The sequence below is a fragment of the Bacillus mobilis genome, from assembly GCF_001884045.1.
GTDB classification, from domain to species: Bacteria; Bacillota; Bacilli; order Bacillales; family Bacillaceae_G; genus Bacillus_A; species Bacillus_A mobilis.
Window position 1 is genome coordinate 424,554 of sequence record NZ_MACF01000119.1, and the last position, 22,009, is coordinate 446,562.

General features: G+C 34.4%; 21 protein-coding genes, 1 pseudogene and 1 riboswitch. Of the genes and pseudogenes, 9 read left to right on the top strand and 13 right to left on the bottom strand.

All coding sequences use genetic code 11. The features are described 5' to 3' along the window. Positions 1-206: 206 nt before the first annotated feature. The 3 genes and pseudogenes from BAQ44_RS21855 to BAQ44_RS21865 all read right to left on the bottom strand — a co-directional run. Positions 207-974 (bottom strand): annotated as a pseudogene (locus BAQ44_RS21855) (AraC family transcriptional regulator); the annotation flags it as partial. A 48-nt stretch (positions 975-1,022) separates the two neighbouring features. Next, positions 1,023-1,493, bottom strand: a complete 471-nt coding sequence (locus BAQ44_RS21860) for a GNAT family N-acetyltransferase (protein ID WP_071723720.1) — start codon at positions 1,491-1,493, stop codon at positions 1,023-1,025. Positions 1,494-1,510: 17 nt separating this feature from the next. Beyond that, the gene (locus tag BAQ44_RS21865) at positions 1,511-1,918 is read right to left on the bottom strand and encodes a DUF3980 domain-containing protein (protein WP_071723839.1); all 408 of its coding nucleotides are present in this window, start codon (positions 1,916-1,918) and stop codon (positions 1,511-1,513) included. A gap of 96 nt (positions 1,919-2,014) precedes the next feature. On the opposite strand from BAQ44_RS21865, the gene BAQ44_RS21870 reads away from it, so the two are divergent. Further along, positions 2,015-2,482: an NUDIX hydrolase gene (locus tag BAQ44_RS21870; RefSeq protein WP_063260331.1), complete on the top strand. Its 468-nt coding sequence runs from the start codon at positions 2,015-2,017 to the stop codon at positions 2,480-2,482. A gap of 18 nt (positions 2,483-2,500) precedes the next feature. On the opposite strand, the gene BAQ44_RS21875 is transcribed toward BAQ44_RS21870, so the two are convergent. Next, the gene (locus BAQ44_RS21875; protein WP_000832980.1) at positions 2,501-3,412 is read right to left on the bottom strand and encodes a DMT family transporter; all 912 of its coding nucleotides are present in this window, start codon (positions 3,410-3,412) and stop codon (positions 2,501-2,503) included. A 124-nt stretch (positions 3,413-3,536) separates the two neighbouring features. On the opposite strand from BAQ44_RS21875, the gene pdxR reads away from it, so the two are divergent. Both pdxR and BAQ44_RS21885 read left to right on the top strand, forming a co-directional pair. Continuing rightward, positions 3,537-4,979 (top strand): MocR-like pyridoxine biosynthesis transcription factor PdxR, encoded by a 1,443-nt coding sequence (gene pdxR, locus BAQ44_RS21880; protein WP_071723722.1) that lies wholly within the window; start codon positions 3,537-3,539, stop codon positions 4,977-4,979. 81 nt (positions 4,980-5,060) lie between these two features. Next, a complete protein-coding gene (locus BAQ44_RS21885) occupies positions 5,061-5,501 on the top strand; it encodes a YaiI/YqxD family protein (RefSeq protein WP_071723725.1) in 441 nt (146 codons plus the stop codon). 84 nt (positions 5,502-5,585) lie between these two features. Here BAQ44_RS21885 and BAQ44_RS21890 read toward each other — a convergent pair whose 3' ends face one another. Then, the gene (locus tag BAQ44_RS21890) at positions 5,586-5,900 is read right to left on the bottom strand and encodes a DUF3892 domain-containing protein (protein ID WP_071723727.1); all 315 of its coding nucleotides are present in this window, start codon (positions 5,898-5,900) and stop codon (positions 5,586-5,588) included. A gap of 244 nt (positions 5,901-6,144) precedes the next feature. Here BAQ44_RS21890 and BAQ44_RS21895 point away from each other — a divergent pair, with 244 nt between their 5' ends. After that, positions 6,145-7,017, top strand: a complete 873-nt coding sequence (locus tag BAQ44_RS21895) for a hypothetical protein (protein WP_071723730.1) — start codon at positions 6,145-6,147, stop codon at positions 7,015-7,017. Positions 7,018-7,136: 119 nt separating this feature from the next. Here the strand turns inward: BAQ44_RS21895 and BAQ44_RS21900 are convergent, their stop codons facing one another. The 5 genes from BAQ44_RS21900 to BAQ44_RS21920 form a co-directional block, all read right to left on the bottom strand. After that, complete coding sequence (locus BAQ44_RS21900; RefSeq protein WP_071723732.1) at positions 7,137-7,961, bottom strand: DUF2785 domain-containing protein; 825 nt, start codon at positions 7,959-7,961, stop codon at positions 7,137-7,139. A gap of 275 nt (positions 7,962-8,236) precedes the next feature. Continuing rightward, positions 8,237-8,779 (bottom strand): GrpB family protein, encoded by a 543-nt coding sequence (locus tag BAQ44_RS21905; protein WP_071723734.1) that lies wholly within the window; start codon positions 8,777-8,779, stop codon positions 8,237-8,239. A gap of 260 nt (positions 8,780-9,039) precedes the next feature. After that, positions 9,040-9,783, bottom strand: coding sequence for a metallophosphoesterase family protein (locus tag BAQ44_RS21910; RefSeq protein ID WP_071723736.1), 744 nt, complete (start codon positions 9,781-9,783; stop codon positions 9,040-9,042). A gap of 13 nt (positions 9,784-9,796) precedes the next feature. Then, a complete protein-coding gene (locus tag BAQ44_RS21915) occupies positions 9,797-10,735 on the bottom strand; it encodes an aminoglycoside phosphotransferase family protein (RefSeq protein ID WP_071723841.1) in 939 nt (312 codons plus the stop codon). Between the two features lie 14 nt (positions 10,736-10,749). Next, positions 10,750-11,547 carry a VOC family protein gene (locus tag BAQ44_RS21920; RefSeq protein WP_071723738.1) on the bottom strand — a complete coding sequence of 266 codons (798 nt, stop codon included), beginning with the start codon at positions 11,545-11,547 and terminating at the stop codon, positions 10,750-10,752. 97 nt (positions 11,548-11,644) lie between these two features. Here BAQ44_RS21920 and BAQ44_RS21925 point away from each other — a divergent pair, with 97 nt between their 5' ends. Then, a complete protein-coding gene (locus tag BAQ44_RS21925) occupies positions 11,645-12,655 on the top strand; it encodes a sulfite exporter TauE/SafE family protein (protein ID WP_071723740.1) in 1,011 nt (336 codons plus the stop codon). A 39-nt stretch (positions 12,656-12,694) separates the two neighbouring features. Here the strand turns inward: BAQ44_RS21925 and BAQ44_RS21930 are convergent, their stop codons facing one another. Then, complete coding sequence (locus tag BAQ44_RS21930; RefSeq protein WP_071723743.1) at positions 12,695-13,144, bottom strand: GNAT family N-acetyltransferase; 450 nt, start codon at positions 13,142-13,144, stop codon at positions 12,695-12,697. A 387-nt stretch (positions 13,145-13,531) separates the two neighbouring features. Next, positions 13,532-13,724: riboswitch (Lysine riboswitch) on the top strand. Positions 13,725-13,836: 112 nt separating this feature from the next. Here BAQ44_RS21930 and BAQ44_RS21935 point away from each other — a divergent pair. The 3 genes from BAQ44_RS21935 (at position 13,837) to BAQ44_RS21945 (ending at position 16,527) form a co-directional block, all read left to right on the top strand. After that, entirely contained in the window at positions 13,837-15,303 is a 1,467-nt protein-coding gene (locus BAQ44_RS21935) for an amino acid permease (RefSeq protein WP_061676943.1), read from the top strand. Between the two features lie 114 nt (positions 15,304-15,417). Beyond that, positions 15,418-15,723, top strand: a complete 306-nt coding sequence (locus BAQ44_RS21940; protein WP_071723746.1) for an iron-sulfur cluster biosynthesis family protein — start codon at positions 15,418-15,420, stop codon at positions 15,721-15,723. Between the two features lie 33 nt (positions 15,724-15,756). Further along, on the top strand, positions 15,757-16,527 hold the full coding sequence (locus BAQ44_RS21945; protein WP_071723748.1) for a DNA alkylation repair protein: 771 nt from the start codon (positions 15,757-15,759) through the stop codon (positions 16,525-16,527). Positions 16,528-16,971: 444 nt separating this feature from the next. On the opposite strand, the gene BAQ44_RS29940 is transcribed toward BAQ44_RS21945, so the two are convergent. After that, positions 16,972-19,704, bottom strand: coding sequence for a restriction endonuclease (locus BAQ44_RS29940; RefSeq protein ID WP_084669604.1), 2,733 nt, complete (start codon positions 19,702-19,704; stop codon positions 16,972-16,974). Positions 19,705-20,234: 530 nt separating this feature from the next. Here BAQ44_RS29940 and BAQ44_RS21955 point away from each other — a divergent pair. Beyond that, positions 20,235-20,996 (top strand): class I SAM-dependent methyltransferase, encoded by a 762-nt coding sequence (locus BAQ44_RS21955; protein ID WP_071723750.1) that lies wholly within the window; start codon positions 20,235-20,237, stop codon positions 20,994-20,996. Positions 20,997-21,045: 49 nt separating this feature from the next. On the opposite strand, the gene BAQ44_RS21960 is transcribed toward BAQ44_RS21955, so the two are convergent. Next, entirely contained in the window at positions 21,046-21,903 is an 858-nt protein-coding gene (locus BAQ44_RS21960) for a PhzF family phenazine biosynthesis protein (RefSeq protein WP_071723752.1), read from the bottom strand. Between the last annotated feature and the right edge of the window lie 106 nt (positions 21,904-22,009).

Below are 22,009 nucleotides of genomic sequence, written 5' to 3' on the forward strand. Positions count from 1 at the left end.
AATCGTATAGGTGTTGAAGTTTTCTAATCTTAGTTGAACGACTTTGTTCTCACAACGCTAATTTCAATCATGGTGAATATAACAAGTATAACTAATCCTTTTATTTTCATAAAAATTCACATCTTAATCTTTTGAATAAGGAAGTATGCACTCTTTAATTAACTTCCATCTATCCTCTGTATTCGGTATGATTTCAGAAGCAATCGCCACTCACCATATAAGAATTCCCATGCTCCTTTATATTCATCTTGGAATATTTCAAAATGACCTACCGCATACTTTCCAGAAGGTATTACCATGATTCCAATGTCGCTCGTTTCAACTGCGGACTCATTCGGAATTGTTATACATAAACTAGTTCTTAAATGATTGTCCTCAGTAAATTCATGATGATCGTGGTAAATGGTTAATACTTTCGTATCCTCAAATACATGATAGTTTTCCTCCGCTACGTAATGAAATAATTTCTCTATCATTTTTGGAAAAGCTATCGTTAACTCTTCATATGTACCGATATGTCTGATGTATGCGACGTGTATATCGTCCGCTGATGCAGTTTCAACATTTCCTCGAACCTTCTTACACTCATTGTATTGAGAAATTCCGCTTACGTCTTTGCAATTCTTGCTATTGTCGTTTCGATATTGAGATGGACTTATTCCGTAATAATTTTTAAATGTTCGGGAGGAAACTGCTGAATCTGTGAATCCGAAGTGATACGCAATATGTGTAATCGTCATATCTGTGCGATATGTAAGTAAATGTGTTGCCCTTTCTAATTTCAATCGGTTTACATACCGTGATAATGGCTCGTCTACTATCCCCTTAAAAATCCGATGAAAATGAAACTTTGAAAATCCTGCTACATCTGCTAACTCTTCAATTGAAAGTGGATTATCTATGTTTGATTCTATATAATCTTGCACTTTATAAATGCGTCGTAAGTACTCATTTATACTTTGTTTACTCTCCATACTTTTATCTCCTCACAACAAAAAGGCTAACGTTAAGCTAGCCTACTTTTACACATTTTTCAAAAACAAAACTCTACTACCGCCGTTCCCATCATAATTTGTATGTACCGATACACCCTCTATCTCATCATCCCCGGCATCAATTCGAAAACCGATTTCTTGATGAAACTGTATCGACTTTTTATTAGTTGGTGACGTAATTGCTTTTACAACTTTACGGTTATTTGCACGAGCGGCATCAAAGAAATAAGAATACAATGTCGATGCGATTCCTCTTCTTCTATACTTCGGATTTACACCGATAAAATGAACGTATGCTTCATCTTTATATGTTTGTGAAAAAAATCCACATAAGAAACCTAACGTTTCTCCATCTTCTTCAATGATAAAACTCGTTTCTTGAAAGTGGACGAAAAACAATTTTGGCAGCATAGCAGCCATATCTCTCCCGTCCCACCAATCATTTAAAACAGAATGAATCTTTACATAATCTTCCCCTTGGATGTTTCTTACTCGCATATATTTCTCCCTCTCACTCACTTCATTTTTTCGTAAATTTTAATGACTGTTTCTACTAAAAGGATGAATACCCAAATCCCACAAAATACAAGAACAGACTGAAATATAGAACCTAACATAACAATACTTATTAGACCTAATTCTGGGCCTGAAATGGAGATTTCATCAAATCCTATATTATGTATAAATGGACCGGTTGAAAAAGCCATAAAAATAGATGCTATTAAATAAATCACACTCATTATTTTTAATATTTTTATAGAAAGATACGAAGTTTCTTTTTCTTCCACTTGTGATAATTCGATTTCTCCGCTCGCAATTCCTTTTTGTAAACAGTCTTCACATAGAAATTCTTCCTTAATTTTTTTACCACCATGTATTGTACCCGTTATTTCTTTACATCTTGAACATTTTCGATTTATCATGTTGTTACCACTCCAATCTATTAAGATTATACTTATATCATTCTTCATTTACCTTAATACCCCTTTTATGTATTTTATAGAGAAAGGTTGTGTTTTATGATTTCGAAACTCACATTTGGCTCGAAAAAATCTACTGTTCATTATGTATTAAGGCCTAGTTGTTATGCGATTATTTTCTATTCCTCTTCTTCAATGATTGCTGTTATCCAAAAAGGTGACCGTTACTTTTTACCTGGTGGCGGTATCGAAGGTAATGAAACTAAAGAAGAATGTGTGCACCGTGAACTACTAGAGGAATTAGGATGGGCAATTGAAATTGATCAGTATATCGGTAATGCCGCACGATATTTTTATGCTGAAAAGGAAGATACATATTACTTAAACGATGGGTTCTTTTATATTGCGAACATGGTGCAAAAACAAACTGAAAATTGTGAGGAGGATCATGTTTTACGATGGATGTCTCCTTTACTTGCTGTCGAGCTTCTCCTTCACGATCATCAAAAATGGGCTGTTGAACAAGCACTTTTATTACGAAAACAAAAAGGATCTCCTTCTATATGAAAGAGATCCTTTTTACTACTAACTTACTTTTTTCAAATTGAGAGCAGGCTTTTTCATTCCGCCTTTTTTTACAACATATAAACCGATAAATATAATCAGCCCGCCAACGAGTTGCATCATATTAATTTGCTCTCCAATTGTTACAGCTGCAAAGATAACTGCGAACAATGGTACGAGATACATATAAACCATTACTTTCGTTGAGCCGATTTGACTAATACCGACATACCACATTGCTAGCCCGAAGATGGTCGCAAAGATGATTGAATATGCAAGCGATCCCCAGCTTGGCGTATCTACTGGCCACGTTAAAGTATTTACGTTGAATAAACAGTATATAACTAGCGGTACAATTCCAATTAAAGTAGACCATGATGTGACTCTCATTGCGGAGTATTTTGTAATAAGAGGTTGCGCTAAAATTGGATACCACCCCCACGCAATCGCTGCGACTAATCCAATTATATTTCCAAGCCACGCATATTCATAAGTAGCTCCTCCTGTATGTCCTGTTAATAAAACGAATGCTGCACCAATAAACGCTACTATTGAACCAATTTGTACTTTCATCGAAAAACGTTCTTGTTTGTGTAATACTGCTAATATCCCTGTAAAAATAGGTGACATCGCAATTAATAATGAGGCGTTCGTTGCTGAAGTATATTTCACAGATAGCATAAACATCGTTTGATACATCGCCGTACCAACGATACCGACTGCTACTAATCGTAACCAATCTTTTCTTTCAATACGTAATGAGCGTTCCATCATAAATGTAATAAGTAATAATACCGGTGATGCTACTAAAAATCGTAAACTATTAAATTGAATGGATGACATATATGCCACGCCATACTTTCCTATTGTATAATTTGCTCCCCATACTAATGCAACTGATACTAGGAGCCATTCCATTTGCCATCTTTTCATCCGAATCTCCCCTTCCATATTTAGCATAGTAAAATTGGCTGGATATAACACCGTCCAATTGGCTGTTTTTTTACCCAGCCAATTTGTTATACTAAATATATACAAGAGATGCGGAGGTGTTTGTATGGAATGGAAGCTAGATAACGACAGTAAAATCCCAATTTATCAGCAAGTTGTTGACTTTATTGAAAAACGTATTACATACGGAGAACTTCCACCTGGTAGCTTCCTCCCTTCTGAACGGAAATTAGCTACGCAGTTAAATGTAAACCGTAGTACAGTAACGACTGCTTATAATGAACTACGCGCTATGGGAATTGTAGAAAGTACGACTGGTAAAGGTACACGTGTAAGTACACATATGTGGGGCGTTTCTCCAACATTAACGCCGAACTGGAGAAATTTCGTAGAAGGTGGTACGTTTTTACCAAACTTACCGTTACTTCGCCATATTCGGGCAGAAGTACAACAAAATGAAAATATTATTGATTTTGCAAATGGAGAGCTCGGTTGTAACCTCTATCCTCATGATCAACTACAAACAATTTTACGAGAACAACCGTTAACGCATTCATTAAGTTACGATCATCCGCAAGGGTATCTCCCGCTAAGGCAAGCGGTCGTAAAATATATGAAGGAATATTTAAAAGTTGAAGCGACTGAACAATCCATTATGATTACATCTGGAGCACAGCAAGCCCTTCACCTTATCGTGCAATGTTTATTAAATCCAGGTGATGCAGTCGCTTTCGAAAGTCCTTCACACTGTTATTCCTTACCGTTATTCCAATCAGCAGGTATACGTATTTTCCCATTACCTGTCGATGAACACGGTATTAATCCAGACGATGTGCAAGAATTATATAGAAAGCATCGGATTAAAATGATCTTTTTAAATCCAAACTTCCAAAATCCTACGGGAACTATGCTTCATCCAAACCGTAGAAAAAAACTGTTATCACTTTGCGCAGACTTACGAATTGCGATTGTGGAAGATGATCCGTCCAGTTTACTTACGCTAGAAAAGAAACAACCTTGCCCTACTTTGAAATCAATTGATGAAAACGGGACAGTCATTTATGTACATTCCTTATCTAAAATGATTGCACCAGGTTTACGAGTCGGCTGGCTTGTCGCCCCGCAGTCTGTAGTCGAAAGGTTATCCGACGCAAGGCACCAAATGGAATTAGGTATGAGCATTTTCCCGCAGTGGCTTATGCAGCAATTTTTTGAAACTGTACCATTTCAGTCTCATATCGTACCCCTGCGAAAACAATTGGCAGAAAAAAGAGACGTTATCGTTCGCGCCCTAAACGAGCAACTTCACGATAAAATCTCTTTTTCAAACCCGACCGGTGGTATATACATATGGGGGAAATTAAAAGAACCGATAAACGAAAAACAACTTATAATGCAAAGTTTAAAACAAGAAATCGCCTTTATGCCCGGTAGTATTTTCGGTGCGAAAGATGGTTATATTCGTTTATCATATGGAAAAGTGAATATTAATCAAATTGAGGAAGGTATTTCTCGTTTGCGAGAAGCTATTTTAGTTTGTGAAAAATAACTTTACATAAAGCTTTCTCGTTTGACAAAAGAAAAATCTACCATTATCATCAACACGAACCTAGTTATAGGAGTGATAAAAATGAAAATTTACGTTGATGCAGATGCTTGCCCTGTAAAAGATGTGATTATTTTAGAGGCTACGAATGCAGAAATCCCTGTAACCCTCGTTACTAGCTTTTCTCATTACTCTAATGCTCAGCAGCCTAAAGGTGTAGAAACGATTTATGTGGATTCTGGAGCAGATGCTGCAGATTACCGCATTATGCAGTTAGCAAAAAAAGAAGATTTAATCGTAACGCAAGATTACGGTCTTGCTTCGCTCGCTCTAGCAAAAGGCTGTATCGTACTACATCATAAAGGCTATAAGTATACGAATGATAACATTGAACAATTATTACAAACACGATATTTAAGTGCAATGGTTCGAAAAAGCGGTAAGCGTACAAAGGGACCAAAACCATTTACAGCAGAAGATAAAGATAAATTTAGAGCGCTCTTTAAAAGCATGATTGCACTTTAAAATGAACATTCTATTTGCAAGGAAAACTTCGCAAAAAAAGAAGAGAATATTGTAATGAACATTCTCTTCTTGAGGTTTATCCGTTTAAAATGAAGGTAAATTATCTAAGTTATTTTCTTTGATTCCATCCGGTTCACTACGTATAATATCTCTACCATACTTATGAAATACGTCCACATGAGCTAACTTCCCAGATTTCGCTTCACTAAGAGCAGTCATATAATCTAACTCTCTTCCGCTCCTTGTTTTAAAAGCAATTAAATCCCCGTCATCATTTTTACGAACAGCAATTATTTGTTCTGCTCCTGAATTGACTTCATGGTCTACTTCAAATTGAGCTTGCTCTTCTCCTTGATGTAAGTAATCATTATAAACTTTTTCAAAGTCTTTATTGTCCATAACATTCACCTCCAGCATATTTTATTAGTATGGTTGGGAGATGGTGGATTTATGTACCTTTTTACTAACTTAACAAGACTTTACTACTCCAAATAAAGAATACAGATCATTCTTTGTAACCTAATACAAATCTATTTATAGTTCCTTATCTTCTTAATTTAAGGTAAATTTAAGTGTTAATATTTTCCTGACAACTTTATAATTTAATATATCGAAATGAAATTTGAAATGGAGAATGGTTAAGATGAATATAGATATTAATCGTTTAACTAATATTTGTTTAGAGTATCAGCAATCTAGATTTTATGTTACTAGAATCCCTAAAGATTTCTTATCAATTGCCCAAAAACGTTTTTCTATACCAACGGATGACCAAGTTATTGCATTTTTAAGTTGTAATTTATTTGGATCTGGAAAGTATGGTGTTTACTTTACAAGTTCGGGTTTATACTGGAAAAATTGGTTATTAGGTAAAGGAAGTTTGAAATGGGATCAATTAAATGAAGTGCAACAAATTGAAATTGATAAAGATGGTTTCTTATCTTTTGATGCACAAAAAAGTTTCAATATTAACGGGAGTGATTATCCCCCACTGTTATTTAAAGAATTACTTATAACTCTTACGAATTCATTCCAAAATTCAAAACAACATGATATACATCCAGATATAAAAATTAATGAGATACAATCAATTTGCTCATTATTTGAAACGTACAATGAATTATTAGAACCCGATAACGGATTATTTGTAGACACTCATATTTCAGACAAAAAGTTAAAAGCAATTGAGGCACGATTTATCGTTCCAAAAGAAGAACAAATCATTGCTTTTTTAGATACATCTGTTCTCGGGAATATGGGAAAAGGATCTGATGGAATATTAATTTGTGAATCAGGTATATATTTTAGAGAAACGTTTGTACACTTGTATTTCCCTTGGCATGTCTTTAGAAATATCCCTATTACTTTGACTTCAGATGAATTTGACATTGGAAAAAGAAATATATTTCATCTTCAACATGCTAGAATGTCTAGTCAAGATATTTTATTGTTCATCAAAAATTTAAAACAGTATGTGAATAGTTTATATGAAGAAAATCCAAAATTACATATTTAATATGCTCGTGTGTAGTTAAGTCTAATAATTCAATTCAACTAAAAAACCGATTATTTTTGTAGGTAGCCTACAGGTATAATCGGTTTTTTAATCTTATTCTTTTCTTAAATACCTCTTTATTAATACCTACGCAAACCCTTCAAAGTCTCCAATATATCATCTGTAAAGACTGTACTACCTTCTGTCTCTAAAACTCTGAAATAAAAACTTCTTAGGAAAGTTCTAATATTTTGTACTAAAACAGCATGCTGCGGATGTCGGATGTCCTCAACAGTTGCTATGCTATGTAGCCAATTGCTCCACTCTTCTTCAGTTAAAAGATTTTGGTTACGTAACGACATAATTGGCGCTACTAATCTCTCATCTTCAAAGTGCACATATACGTAATCACTTAATCGAACCTTCTGACGAACAGCAGCTAGTATTGCGTATGAAAACTCACGATTTTGTATAGTACGTGCTAATGCATCGAGTGCATCAGCAGCGTGTGCTGTAGAATGTGCCCATCCTTTTCCTTCTACGTAGCCTCTTACATCTTCTTCTAAATATACATATTCCAGTACTTGTTCTGCCACACTGTACAGTTGTTCTTCCGATAACAACGGCTCTCTTTCATGAACAGATAAAATAAGTGGTGGAATTAATACGGAGAATGCACGTTTAAATACAGAGTCTGTTCCCTTTTCACCAATTTTATAAAATAAATAATCAGGACTAATTGCTTGTAACATTAATCCTCGTAATTCTTTTTGTCTAAATACATCATTTGTAATCCATGTGTGAAGCGTACTATAAATTAAATCATCACGTAATTCAGCATCAGGTGATCCGATATAATCTAGCATCCACTGCGCATATGGATATGCATCTACGTCTTCTGGTATAGCATAATTATTATTTTTAATTTGTAGTAGTTCTTCTTTTAGCTCTAGTACTTCATTCATTCTATTCCTGTCCCCTTTTTTACTTTATTAACATATTTCCGCCTTATTCCCTTTAATTTTTTCATAAAATCAAGTCGATTTTTAGAATCGTTTTAGTACCTATCTTTCTATGAACTTGATTCAATTATATAAAATTTATCATGATAAATAAAAGGAAATACATTAGAGCATCGTAGTCTCTCACTTTGTTTACATGCATTTCATGTAAGTTTAAGTTATAAAATAAAGTATGTTTTTTCTTTTATAATCAAACGTAGTTACAATCAAAAATTAAATCATTTTAGAACTTGCTTAATAAATTCTGTTTTAGCTTTTGTGTATGCTTCTCTATCTTTGTTAAATCTTTTAGCTAAATCTTGTTTAAGATTTGAATACTCATAAACTAATTGTGGATTTTCTCGTAAGCGGTTACGAAATAAAAGTTGTTGCTTCCATCGCTCAGTTCCTTTAACCATCAAATGCAGGTGCGCTACACGCCTATTATTCTTAACTTTCACAAAGAACCTTCTCCAAGGTCTTTCATCCAATTCTGGGCTTACATAATGCCAATTATACATGGCCAATTCCGCTAAAATATCTAGTACTCTATCAAATGAGTCTATTTCAGCCATTAGATCAATGATAGGTTTTGCAGATAAACCAGGTATGGATGTACTTCCTATATGTATTACTTTGCTTATACCGAGAGGAGCAAGCAGTTCATATAGTTGCTGCTCTTCACATCGGCCTTTATCTTGCCAATCAGGATTTGCATTCACTATCTCTACTGACTCATTCGCCCATACAGGCCAATCGTTCGGATTATCTTTTTTATCCACCAAAAGCATCTCCTTTCATGATTTTTCTATATAACCATATTAAATTCCTATAAATACAACTACCGGATCATCAAAATCACTATTCCGAAAAACAACATCCGCAATCGGTTTACATAATATTATTATGAGTAATAGTTTATGTCACTTTTTGTCGGTAAGTCGATATCCTTTGTCGAATCGTCGATATATCGAAAAAATCGCCGATATATTTTAAGTTATGATAGATATATTTGAAAAATCGTTGATATATTATGATTGGCTTACTTCCCCTTAAATCCTCGATATAAAGCAGTCCGTAACTCTTGTTTGTATTCCTCTATTTCTGGCATATCGAGTTCTTCTGCTAGTCTGATGGCTAATTCAATATCATACGGTACACGTACGAGTTGAATGGAAAAGCTTGCGGCTTCTTTTTCATTGTATGTTCCTTCGAATATTAAATAGGAAGCTTGTGTAATTTCAAGTGGATTGCCTACACTACCTGCATTACATAACGTTTTCCCTTTAAAATTTTGAACGAACGCTTGGTGAACATCACCGTAGCAAACGACATCTGGTTTTCTTTCTCCTTCTATATTCTCTGTGAGCTCACTGTTTTCGAACATACTAACTCGTTCTTCTCTTGAAGCGTGTGGTTGAATTCTTTCATATAAACTTCTCGGTGAAGCGTGGAACATACGGATCAGTTTACCGCTCATATAAAATTCGATTGAAAATGGTAAGCCTCTTAAATAGTCATTTTGTTCTTCCGATAGTTGTTTTTGATGCCATTTTAACGCTTCAAATTCAGTCGGTTTTGTAATAAAATCATCCCAGTTCCCCATTACAACTCCATCACATTCTTTACGAATGATTTCAATCACTTCGCTAGAATGAGGACCTTTTCCGACTAAATCTCCAAGACAAATAATGCGCTCAATTCCTCTTACTTTAATATCTTTCAGTACAGAATCTAATGCCGGAATATTACCGTGAATATCTGAAATTACTGCTATTTTATCCATATGAATCCCTCCATTACTTATAGTTTATTATATCCGTATGTTGTGATTGATACCATTTTGGAATATAGGATGAAAAATGATTATGATCTTCTAAAATTCCGTTTAATCTTTCCTTCATATCATCTACTAAATGCGGTGTGCTTCGGTTTGTCCATACGATATCCGCTGGGAATGTCATTGCTGCATATAAGGAGTACAGTTTCCAAAAATAAAGCGATGGTTCACCTCCGCAATATCCGTGAACTTGTCCAACCGCAAATGGTTTACTTATTCTTGTCGTAAAAATCGCTACATTATAAAAATCGTGTATTGGATCGCCAAAATCATATCTACCAAAATCGATAACGATAAACTCCTTATTATGAATCATACTATTCGCTGGATGGAAGTCATCGTGTAAAAATGTGATTGGACGATTTTTCAATAATTGTTTATGCTCCCCTACAAATCTTAATACTGGCTTCAAATCAAGGAAATCTATTTCATAGTTTGCTAACGCTTCTACATATCTTTCATACTTATTCCATCGAACCGTTTCCCATTTATTACTTGCACTTTCTCTTTCAATTGAGTGAATCCTCTTTAATACTTCTCCTGCTTTTCTTCCTGCATGATACTGTTCTTCCACTGATAGCTTCCCTAAACCTTCTTCACCGTTTACACCTTGGATCCATTCAAATACTTGAACACATTTATTTAATTCTTCAAGCTTTATAAAATGAATTAACTTCGGTGTTGGAATATGTAATAACTCTAATTGTTTCATATACGTATATTCTTCTTGTTTACGTTCAAAGTTTACAGCATCACATACCTTCACAAAATATGTTACTCTGTTTTCTAATTCTATTTTATATTTCTCTTCATGTGAAAAACCTTTTGAAATAGCTGTACACTTTACAATACGAGGCCATTCTAGTTTCCTCTCTATCTCTCTAAGTATTTCCTTCACAACGCTCACCTCAATCAATATATGTACAAACTACCTAGCACTTCATGCTCTCGTTTATTTTCACCTTTAAACTCCACTGCAAATGGATATTCGCCATGATGCTTCAATCGTTCTAGTACTAGCCCTTCTCCAATTGCTTCACAAAACTGCACATGAATGTCACCAAACGCTACACTTTGACATTCCGCATTCCATTCTTCATTTTTCACGACCGGACTTGCATTTAGCGCCATTACTTCTTTCCATTTTTGTACTGTTTCTCGAACATTTTTCACTGCATAATGGATCGTTTCAATTTGTTGTACGTTGTTTTTATGCTCAGTGATAGTTCCTATGTTACGTAAATCGTTTCTTCTTTCTTCATCCGTTTCGTTCCACTGTATAAAGAAAGGCAATTTCGGCCCGTTCTCTTCTTGCTTTACAAATAACATTTTCCACTCTAAAAGGCGGGCATCTTTTCTCATTCGTTTCCCTTCAAATGGTCCTATCGTATGTATTCCATGTTTATTAAACTTAACTGCTAGTTCTTCAATTGCGTCTGTTCGAATTGCGATTTGTAACATACCTTCTCCATCTTGTAATTTCACTACCGTTTCTTGTACTAATGGATTTTCTGCTTTCTTCGCTTTTTCTTCATGCTGAACTGCTAAAAATTCTATATATGATAAATCAAAATAACATAAACTATTCCAAGTACCCCAAGTAGTATGCTCTCCGCCTACTGCAGTATGAAATCCATGCTCCTGCATTTGTTTTGCCGCTTCCTCCGGTGTACCATGTACTGCGTGTACGAGATGATCAAATCGTAACATGTCTTTCTCCCCTTTCTCTCCATCCTTTTATTGTATATTTTATTTTTCTTTCATTCAATTCAAAAACTTTAAAACCTAGTTGATTTATACGATTAATATGTATTATAATAAAACAAATTTAATTATTGCTGATTGGAAAAACCAAAGGCACTTTTCTCATACGGGAAAAGTGTCTTTTTCATTTATTATTACAGGGGGATTTTTTATGCAGAAATTAATTGTCTTTGCTATTATCGGATTTTTCGCTCAATTAATCGATGGAGCGCTTGGAATGGCGTACGGGGTAACATCTACCTCGCTTTTATTAATGTTTGGTATTGCACCAGCCGTTGCATCTGCATCAGTTCATTTAGCTGAAGTTGTTACAACTGCCGCTTCTGGTGCATCACACATCAAATTCGGAAACGTGGATAAATATACCGTTTCCAGGCTTACATTACCAGGAGCAATTGGCGCATTTATTGGGGCATGTTTTTTGAGCAATTTACCTGGTGATGTAATTAAACCGTACATTTCCGTATTTTTATTTACTTTAGGGGTTTATATTTTATTACGATTCCTTATTCAAAAACAAATTGTCAATTCAAAAAAACGTATGTCTGCTAAACAGCTTGTTCCGCTTGGCTTATTCGCTGGATTCGTTGATTCAACTGGTGGCGGTGGCTGGGGGCCGATTACAACACCTGTACTTTTGGCAAGAGGAAATGAAGCTAGAAAAGTTATCGGATCTGTAGATACGAGTGAGTTTCCTGTTTCACTCGCTGCAACAATCGGATTTTTCATTTCACTTGGCTGGGAACAAGTAAGTTGGGTTTGGGTATTTTCTCTCATGCTCGGTGGCATCGTTGCAGCACCAATCGCTGCATGGTTAGTACGCATCGTTCCTTCTCATTTACTTGGCGTATTAGTTGGGGGCCTTATAATCTTTACAAACATTCGTACACTGCTTACTACATTTAAAGTGGATCCAACTATTATTTCACTTTCTTACGTGGCAGTTGGCCTTGTTGTTATTATTTCTATTTTCATTGCTGTTCGTAATCATTCCAAGCGTTCTAACACACCGACAGATGGATATCCGAATGATCAAAAACAAATGCTACCATAATGATAAAAATACCGCCCGATATACTTCGAGCGGTATTTTTTATTTTTCTATTTTCCAATTAATCATCGTTTCTGTAGTGCCAATTCTCTTCATATGTAATTTCTCTAATACACGAATCGAGCTGTTATTTTCAAGAAGTGTCTCTGCAATAACCGTTTCTACCTCTCCTGTTTGAAAAGCCCAATTTATTAGTTCACTTACAGCTTCTGTCGCATATCCTTTATTCCAATATTTCTCAACAAATCCGTAACCAATTTCTACTGTATGTTCCTCATTTGGTTTCCCTTTAAACCCTATATCCCCTAGAACGATGTCATCTTCTTTTCGAATGACATACCACGCTCCCCAAGGTAATAAAGCCGCATCTTGTTTTACAGTTTCTACATGCCCTACAATATGTGGACCACTAATAAATCCTTGCTCGTTAGCAACTTGCATCCTCTCTTCTGTACACGGTACTATATAGAGTCTTTCTGTTTCTAATTTCATATTTATTTCCCCTTTTCAATTAAACAATACCTCAATTTTATCAGAAATAAAAAGAATATTCATTCTATTTATCGGATTTATACTTACTTCTTTGAAACGAATTTAAAGAATAATCCTATTTTAATAGTTGTGTCGAATTATATTTTCAGAATTTTCTTTTATTTTTAAAGGGTTTTTCAATATTTTTTGCGAAACATTTGTATAACAATTTCTTTCTTTATTTTTTGTTACATAACAGCAGGTTCGGGTGGAGTTTTGCAAGCGTTTCCTATACAATAACCGATATTTTTTGACTTTTCCTAACAAAATATCTTGCAATATATTCAGAAAGTCATTACAATTGCCATATATTAAAAATCTTAGCAATATATCAAATCCTCATCAATCCGATGAGGTAGAGGTTGCGACTTTTAATAGTAAGACGGACGAGACGCAGAGAATGTCACCGACTCCGTTTGAAAGGAAAAGTTGCCGAAGTTTCTATTTCTTCTCTGGAAATATGAGCTGGGGCTGTCTCCGAAAGGAACAGAACTGTCACGTTTACAAAATTACCGTGTAAACGTGGGGTGCTATCTTAACGGAAGGGTATGATGGGGTGGTTATTTATGAAACGTTCCGCCAAATTCCTTTGGCGGTTTTTTGTATTTTTCTCCCCCGCTCCTTCCTATCTTACAAGAAAAGGAGTGTTGAACATGAATAGCGCAACGAATCAAACTACCTCTGAAACGCAAACTACAAAAGGAAAAGGTGAATTAAAACGTAGTTTAAAATCAAGGCACCTTACGATGATTTCTCTCGGTGGTACAATTGGTACCGGATTATTTCTTGCCAGCGGTGGTGTCATCCATTCAGCTGGTCCTGGCGGTGCATTAGTTGCATACGCCGCAATTGGGATTATGGTTTACTTTTTAATGACAAGCTTAGCTGAACTCGCTGCTTACATGCCTGTTACCGGTTCTTTTAGCACATACGCAACAAAATTTGTTGATCCGTCCCTTGGCTTTGCACTTGGATGGAACTATTGGTATAACTGGGCCATTACAATTGCTGCTGAACTCGCTGCTGTAACATTAATTATGAAATTTTGGTTCCCAGATACCCCTTCCCTCATTTGGAGCGGATTATGTTTAGCTATTATTTTCCTTTTAAACTATTTATCTGTTAAAGGGTTTGGTGAATCTGAATATTGGTTTGCACTTATTAAAGTCGTTACTATTATTATCTTTTTAATTGTCGGCTTTATGATGATTTTTGGAATTATGGGCGGCGAAACTGTTGGCTTCAAAAACTTCACTGTTGCAGATGCACCATTTAACGGCGGTATCATGGCAATCATCGGTGTATTTATGGCAGCTGGTTTCTCATTCCAAGGTACTGAATTGTTAGGAGTTGCTGCTGGTGAAACATCTGATCCAGAGCGTAATATTCCGAAAGCGATTCGTTCTATCTTTTGGCGTATTCTTTTATTCTATATTCTTGCGATTCTCGTTATCGGTTTATTAATTCCTTATACAACAGAAAGCCTTGCTGCAAGTGATGTAACAGTAAGTCCATTTACACTTATTTTTGAAAAAGCGGGCGTTGCCTTTGCCGCTTCTGTAATGAACGCTGTTATTTTAACGGCAGTACTATCTGCTGGTAACTCTGGAATGTATGCATCAACTCGTATGCTTTGGGACTTAGCTCGCCAAGGGAAAGCACCAAAATTCTTAGGAAAATTAGACAGCCGTGGTGTACCTGTTAACGCATTAATCGTAACGTCAATTGTCGGTAGTATCGCTTTCATTGCTTCTTTATTCGGTGACGGCGTTGTATACATTTGGTTATTAAACGCCTCTGGAATGTCTGGCTTTATTGCATGGGTCGGAATCGCAATAAGTCATTACCGTTTCCGTAAAGCATATATCGCTCAAGGTAAAGATTTAAAAGACTTACCATATAGAGCAAAATGGTTCCCATTCGGTCCAATTTTCGCATTTGCACTTTGTGTCATCGTCATTTTAGGTCAAAACTACGGCGCATTTATGGGCGAAGCAATTGATTGGAACGGCGTACTCGTTTCTTACATTGGTTTACCACTCTTCTTAGTACTATGGTTAGGATATAAATTTACGAAGAAAACGAAAGTGATTCCGCTTGATAAATGTGAACTAAAATAAAGTAAAACGAGCAAACAAATTTGTTTGCTCGTTTTTTTATTCCGATGCTTCTCCCTTCCCTATTGCTCCTGTTTTTGCAATAATAAAGGAAATATAAATAAAGGTTGGGATACCATGAACATTCGCATTACTGATGAAGCAAAAACAGCTATACATAGATTAGAGCGCGAAGACAAAAAGATCATTCGCATTAGAGGGACAATGACAAACTCTTGTAGCATTTTCATTGATGTGGATTTAATTTGGGATATATATAATGCAGATGACGTTGTATATGAAGATGCTGATTTTATCGTACAAATGGATTCATTTACGAAAGACTACACTGGTGATACGGTGAAACTTGATTATAAGACGACTGGTTTTAGTATTACGACTCCAAGTGAGACTTTAGTTTATGGGTTGTCGATTAAAAAATAAAAATTGTTTTTAGCTGACCATTGAGGTGAAAAAATGGGTAAATATGTTCCGTTAAAATTTTTATTTAATGAGGAATTGGCAGAAAGTATGGCTGACTCTATTTGTAAGCACGATCCTAATTTTTCAAAAAGAAACTTTGTATCATCCGTAACATGTAAAGTTGAAAATTTAGAGTTAAAGCAGCGTATAGAAGTAATAGCAGATGAATTACATGATGCATTACAAAAAGATTTTAATGAAGCAATACATATTTTGCTGAAAACATTGGGACCAGAAAACACAACAGAAGTAGGTACATTTACAAACGGGTATATGTATATGCCTATTGCAAAGTACGTTGAAAAATATGGACTTAACGATTTTGAATCCTCATGTAACGCCATGTATGAAATAACAAAAAGAAATACTGCTGAATATGCCATTCGGCCTTTTCTTGAAACATACCATGAAGACACACTACAAATATTACAACAGTGGATTCATGACGAAAATAGCCACATTAGGAGATTAGTTTCCGAAGGCACAAGGCCAAGACTTCCTTGGGCTAAAAAAATAGGAGCTCTGAAAGGTGACTTTAAGAACAATTTACAGCTTCTTGAACCATTAATGAATGATCCTTCTAAATATGTCCAAAAATCAGTAGCCAATCACATTAACGATATTACGAAAGAAGATAAAGAACTCGTTTTTCAATGGTTACAGCAGTTACGTGATAAACAGCAACCTGTTAACCCTTGGATTATAAAACATGGGTTAAGAACGGTGATAAAAAATGGTAATTTGCCAAAGGATTTTTCTTTTTGAGTATTTTAAATAAAAACGCTTATGCTTCAAGAATGAAGTATAAGCAGTTTTTTCCCCTCTATTAGCTCTTTTTCAAATATTGTTATTCTCCTCAATAGTAACCTCCCCCCAATTAAACCATTTTTGAATAAAGCAATACATAACCCATTTCTTGTGTTGAAACATAGTTGAATTTATGTGTAAAATTGAATCCCTAATTAATGGTCCTCTTTCTTTAGATCCATTTGTTTTTGTATTTCATTCTGCGCTTCATCACTCATTTCAAATCCATACATTTAAGACCAGTATTTTTTGTTATAGAATTATACTCCACCCTTTTAAAACTTACCTATACTGAAAATATATTTCTATTCTCAAGCTTATATTTTATACAAACAGGCCCTTTCAAAATTCGAAAGAGCCTGTTTTCTCATTTATATAATTAATGATTCTAATTACAGTACACTATTCACTTTTATCAAGATTCAGTTTATTTCCGTACACTTCCCTTAACTTTTGCAATAGCATATCACGGTCCCATAACAGTACATTCGTACCCTTCGCCTGATTTTGTGCTGGTTTCGTGTAGTAGTTATTTGTAATAACTAAACCCTGATCTAAATTGTAAAATGCGATTCCAGCAATAACCTCTTGTACAGCTTTATTCGGTACTTTATCACTATATCTCTTTGCTTGTATGCCCATCGTTAATCCTTTTCTTTTCGCAATAACATCAATACCATAATCTCCTGAGCTACTCGTTACTTCAGTCTTATATCCCATTTCTTGAAATAGCTGTGCAACAAACTCTTCAAACTGATATCCATCCATCTCATCGACATCTTCAATTGTGATTGATAGAGCATCTTCATCTTCGTCCTCAGCTAAGAGATCTGATTCATAATCCTGCAGCATCTGCTCTTCGCCATCTTGCACTAACATCTCCGTTAATTTTTCTTGTAAATCTTGATACGTTACATCTAGTTCGATTTTATTATTTTGCAACAAGAAGCACATGAAGCTTGCCAGATCTTCCTGGTTTTTCATACTAGCAAAATCTACTGCATGGAATGCCTGTAAACATTCCGTTAATGTCATGTTTGCTATATTTTCAAAATGAAGGCCATTATGTCGTTTGAATGTTTCTGAAAAATCGTTAATCGCACTCTCAACTACACATTCTCTTACAAACACACCAACTAAAAATTCATCACCTTCTATATAATTTCTTTTCATTAATAACTGGCTAAAGGTTTCAATCTCATCATTTAAATCTACTGTATCGTCTAAAATATCATCTAAATAAGTAGCATTAATAAACGGTTTAACTTTCTTTTGATAAAATCTTTCGAATAACGTTTGAATCGTATTATTTTCCATACATTTTTGTTTCCACGGCTTCATTTGATTTTTCTGTACCTGATCTAAACCTATTAAGTACTGCCTAATACTTGTTGCAAACTTCTCATGATAAGAGCCAAAGTGACATTCTCCTAGGGATAAGTACCCATAATTTATACGGAGAGACCGCTTTGTAAGATTGTCCATCCAAGGCTCTTTAGGTAATTGATGTTCATTTTCGGAATTAAAATTCATAAGATTTGCCACATACAATTTATGATCTAAAAAAACGTAAATTTCAGAATTTATATCCCGAAAATCGAAGACATCAAAAAGTGTGTGTGGCTGAGATTCTATTCGTTTTATCCATTCAGTAACGATCAGCGGTACATTTTCTTCATCGTCTTGCTGATTAACATTTTTTTCTGGATTATCATTTATATCAAATGAATTAACAAATTGACCTGTGTAAATGTAAAAAGCATATTTGATATTATCTATAAGATCACTTGTTAGATTTCCAGGTCTATCTACATTATAAATAGATAAGACTTGATTCTTATATGTATATGCTTTACTAGCTACAAGCGTTTCTTTGCTATAATCTGAGTAATACCCGTTATCAATAGTATATTTAACCACAATACGCCAAATCTCTTCTATATTCTCCACAGAATAGTATTGAATTTTGTGGTTACTCGGAACAAGCACAACGTTAATAGTTTGATCCCCAATTAAATACTCCAATACGGAGAGCTTATTTTTATCCCACTTTATATTACTTGGCTTTAGATTGTATGTTTCATTTTCATCATAATAAATAAATAATGTCTCCTGGTAATACACATAAGACTTATATGATTCTTTATAAAATCCCGGATATACTTCAATTACTTCTCTTACAATCTGTTCTTGAACACTGACGTCATTTTTAATCTCTAATTCATCTAACTTTGATTGACTTGATATTAATTTTACTTCTTTATATCCGTATTTTTGTATTTGAAGCTCAATTATTTGAATTATTAACTTTCTTATTTCCTGATTTCCCAAAGATTCAATCGCTTCAAAATTACATTCAATATACAACCTATCCATTCTAAATCCTTTTATAGATAATCTTAATTTATCTATATCTACAAATATATTACGACCAAACTCGCATGAATAAGGAATATCATGTACTAAACCACTTAATAATGTTTTTAGTAATGGACTTTGATTATCCAACAATTCTTTATTCTTATATTGGTATAGGTCTTCAATAATAGATTTAAGTTCTTTAATTTCACTTTCCTCTCTTCTTAAATTTTCATCTTCATTTATACATCTAATAAGAAATTCATATATATATTTTAATTCCTCGTGTTTTTCCTCATAACAATACAAAGATTCTCCCTTTTTATAGAAGGGCAATATGATTTCTTCTTCAGTGACATAATCCAACTCATATTTAATATAGATAGATATCGAATTCATAGTAGACATAGTAGTAAAATCAATTTCACTTGCACATTTTTCAAGATTATAAATATCCCCAAAATTTTCAAATGAATATCGTTCTATGCCTATTTTGGCAAAATCATAATAAATACCCAGTCCATTTACATCTTTTAAAGCTAGAATAGTTGGTTCTTTTTCAGGACTAGAAAGCTGTATAAAAGCTATCTTTCTAGACGATTTATCAAGAATTAAAACACGCTGGAGATCTTCACTTACAAATTCAAAGTCGAACTGAAAATTTGACAACAATCCTCTTGATTTCCGGAGAATTTCCTCTTTATTTCTTGTATTTATTTCGATTCTCTCTTCTTTCGACAGTTTTGTTGACTTTTTTCTTTTAAAAAATCCCCACATTCCCCATCACATCTCCCTGTATTGTTTACATGTATTTTTATACCTTCTATTTATTATATATGTTGTCATACATGCTCTGCTATACAAAATGATTATGTTTTTTAGCTACATGTTGCGCTGATCACCTTAATATTCCATATAAAAATATAGATTCTTTATCGAATAAAATAATTATATATCATTAGCATTTTTCCACTTCAAGGTGAACATAACCGTGACCTGTATCTAGATATACCCTTTTATCAAATTTATCTTCATTATTCTTTTTTACTATATAACCATAAAACCGTAATGAGTCGCCCTCTCCTCAAGCAGACTTTTTAACTTTATCCATTAAATCTCTACCTTTTTTTATACCTCAAAGGAATTCTACCCAAAAATCCAGAATATATAAATAACCATTCTCACAAGGAGCGAATTTATATGAATCTATTCGAGCACGAAACTTAAAACCGTTCCCCTTTAATAAGAGGTCCTCCTTTTTTCTTTTTTCATCATACCATTTACTTATAAAATAGGAGGATACAATTATGAAACGTGATCCATTATTTTTAACTTTATTAGAAAGTGCTAATACAAATTTTAGCGGTTGGGATTTTTCTTTCATTTCAGAAACGGGTCGAATGAAGAGCGAGCCTTTATCGTGGTCGTACGGCAGCACTGCTTTTCAGCTTATGCAGCATGCAGAATCAATGCTCGATATGGGTACTGGTGGCGGAGAGTTTTTATCTATGTTACAACCGTTCCCGTCAACTACTTATGCTACTGAGGGCTACGCTCCAAACGTGCCAATCGCTCGGAAGAAATTAGAACCTTTAGGGGTTACAGTTGTAGAGGTAACGGATGATACTACTTTACCATTTCAAGATAGTCAGTTTGATTTGATCATAAATCAACATGAATCATATGCTGCACCTGAGGTAAACAGACTCCTTGCTCCTAATGGAATATTTCTTACCCAACAAGTTGGCGGTCTTGATTGCGCGGAACTTAATGAGCAGTTTTGCTCACCGCTAAATAGCGAATTTGTAAGTTGGTCGCTTGAAACTGCATGTTGTGAGTTAAAGGAAAATGGATTTACTATTTTAGAAGAAAAAGAAGAGTTCCCTTTTCAACGCTTTTATGACATTGGCGCTATCGTCTATTATTTAAAAGCGATTCCGTGGCAAATTCCTGATTTCACTGTTGAAAGGTATTATGAGGAATTATATCGTATACATGAATTCATCTTACAAAAAGGTTATTTTGATGTGAAGCAACATCGTTTTATGATTAAGGCGATTCGCAGTTAATCATGGAGCATATGAAAAAGAGATGGATCTACCATCTCTTTTTTTATTTTCACTCAATATTTTCTAAATTTAAATACTTAGTTTCACAGTAATAGCCTTTGCCGCCAACATAAACCTTTTCTATTTTATTGTTGCTATCGGTTGCTAATTTAACTAATATTTCGGAAGGCGAGTGTAAAGAATAACCTTGTTCAAATACATAGTCTTCTTTTTGTAAGTAGCGCTGTTCATAAAGATAGCAAGCTAATGCACCATTTGAAGTTCCAGTCGCTGCTTCTTCATTAATGTCATATAGCGGAGCAAAGTTTCTGCATATAATTCGATTGTCATTAAAAGTATATAGATGCATCCCGACAACATTATAATACTTGCTGATTTCTTTAATTTTTTCAAAATTAGGTTCCAGTGTATGTAATTGTGTTTCGCTTTTTATAGGAACTAAAATATCTTTTAAGCCCGTAGAGACAATTTGAATTGGATATGTATTGTCTATATCTTTAATGTCAAAGCAGGCGATCAACTCATTTGGAGATATAACATCATAGAATATCGGTTCGTTTTGTTCCATGAATATGATGTCATCTTTTATGGTAATAGTAAGAACACCGCTGTTCGTTTCAATCGTATAGCGATTCTTGAAAAGTTTATTTACATGCATCAGTATCGCGAAAGAGCCAATTGTCGCATGACCACATAAATCAACTTCCTCTTTAGGTGTAAAATACTCAATTTTATAATCAGCAATTTCAGATTCTGATATAAATGCGGTTTCCGCATAGCCCAGTTGTTTGGCTATATCCATTTTTTGAGTAGTAGTCAATATATTCTCCATAAATACCACTCCTGCTTTATTTCCGCCTTTATGATCCTTGCTAAATGCACTTGCAACATAAACAGATATTTTCATAAGACACCTTCCTTCCTCACTTATATTAAATTGTAGCATAGAACGTACTACGTATATATATTGTTGGATAAATTCGCCATAAAGCAAGAGACAAACTATTTTTTAG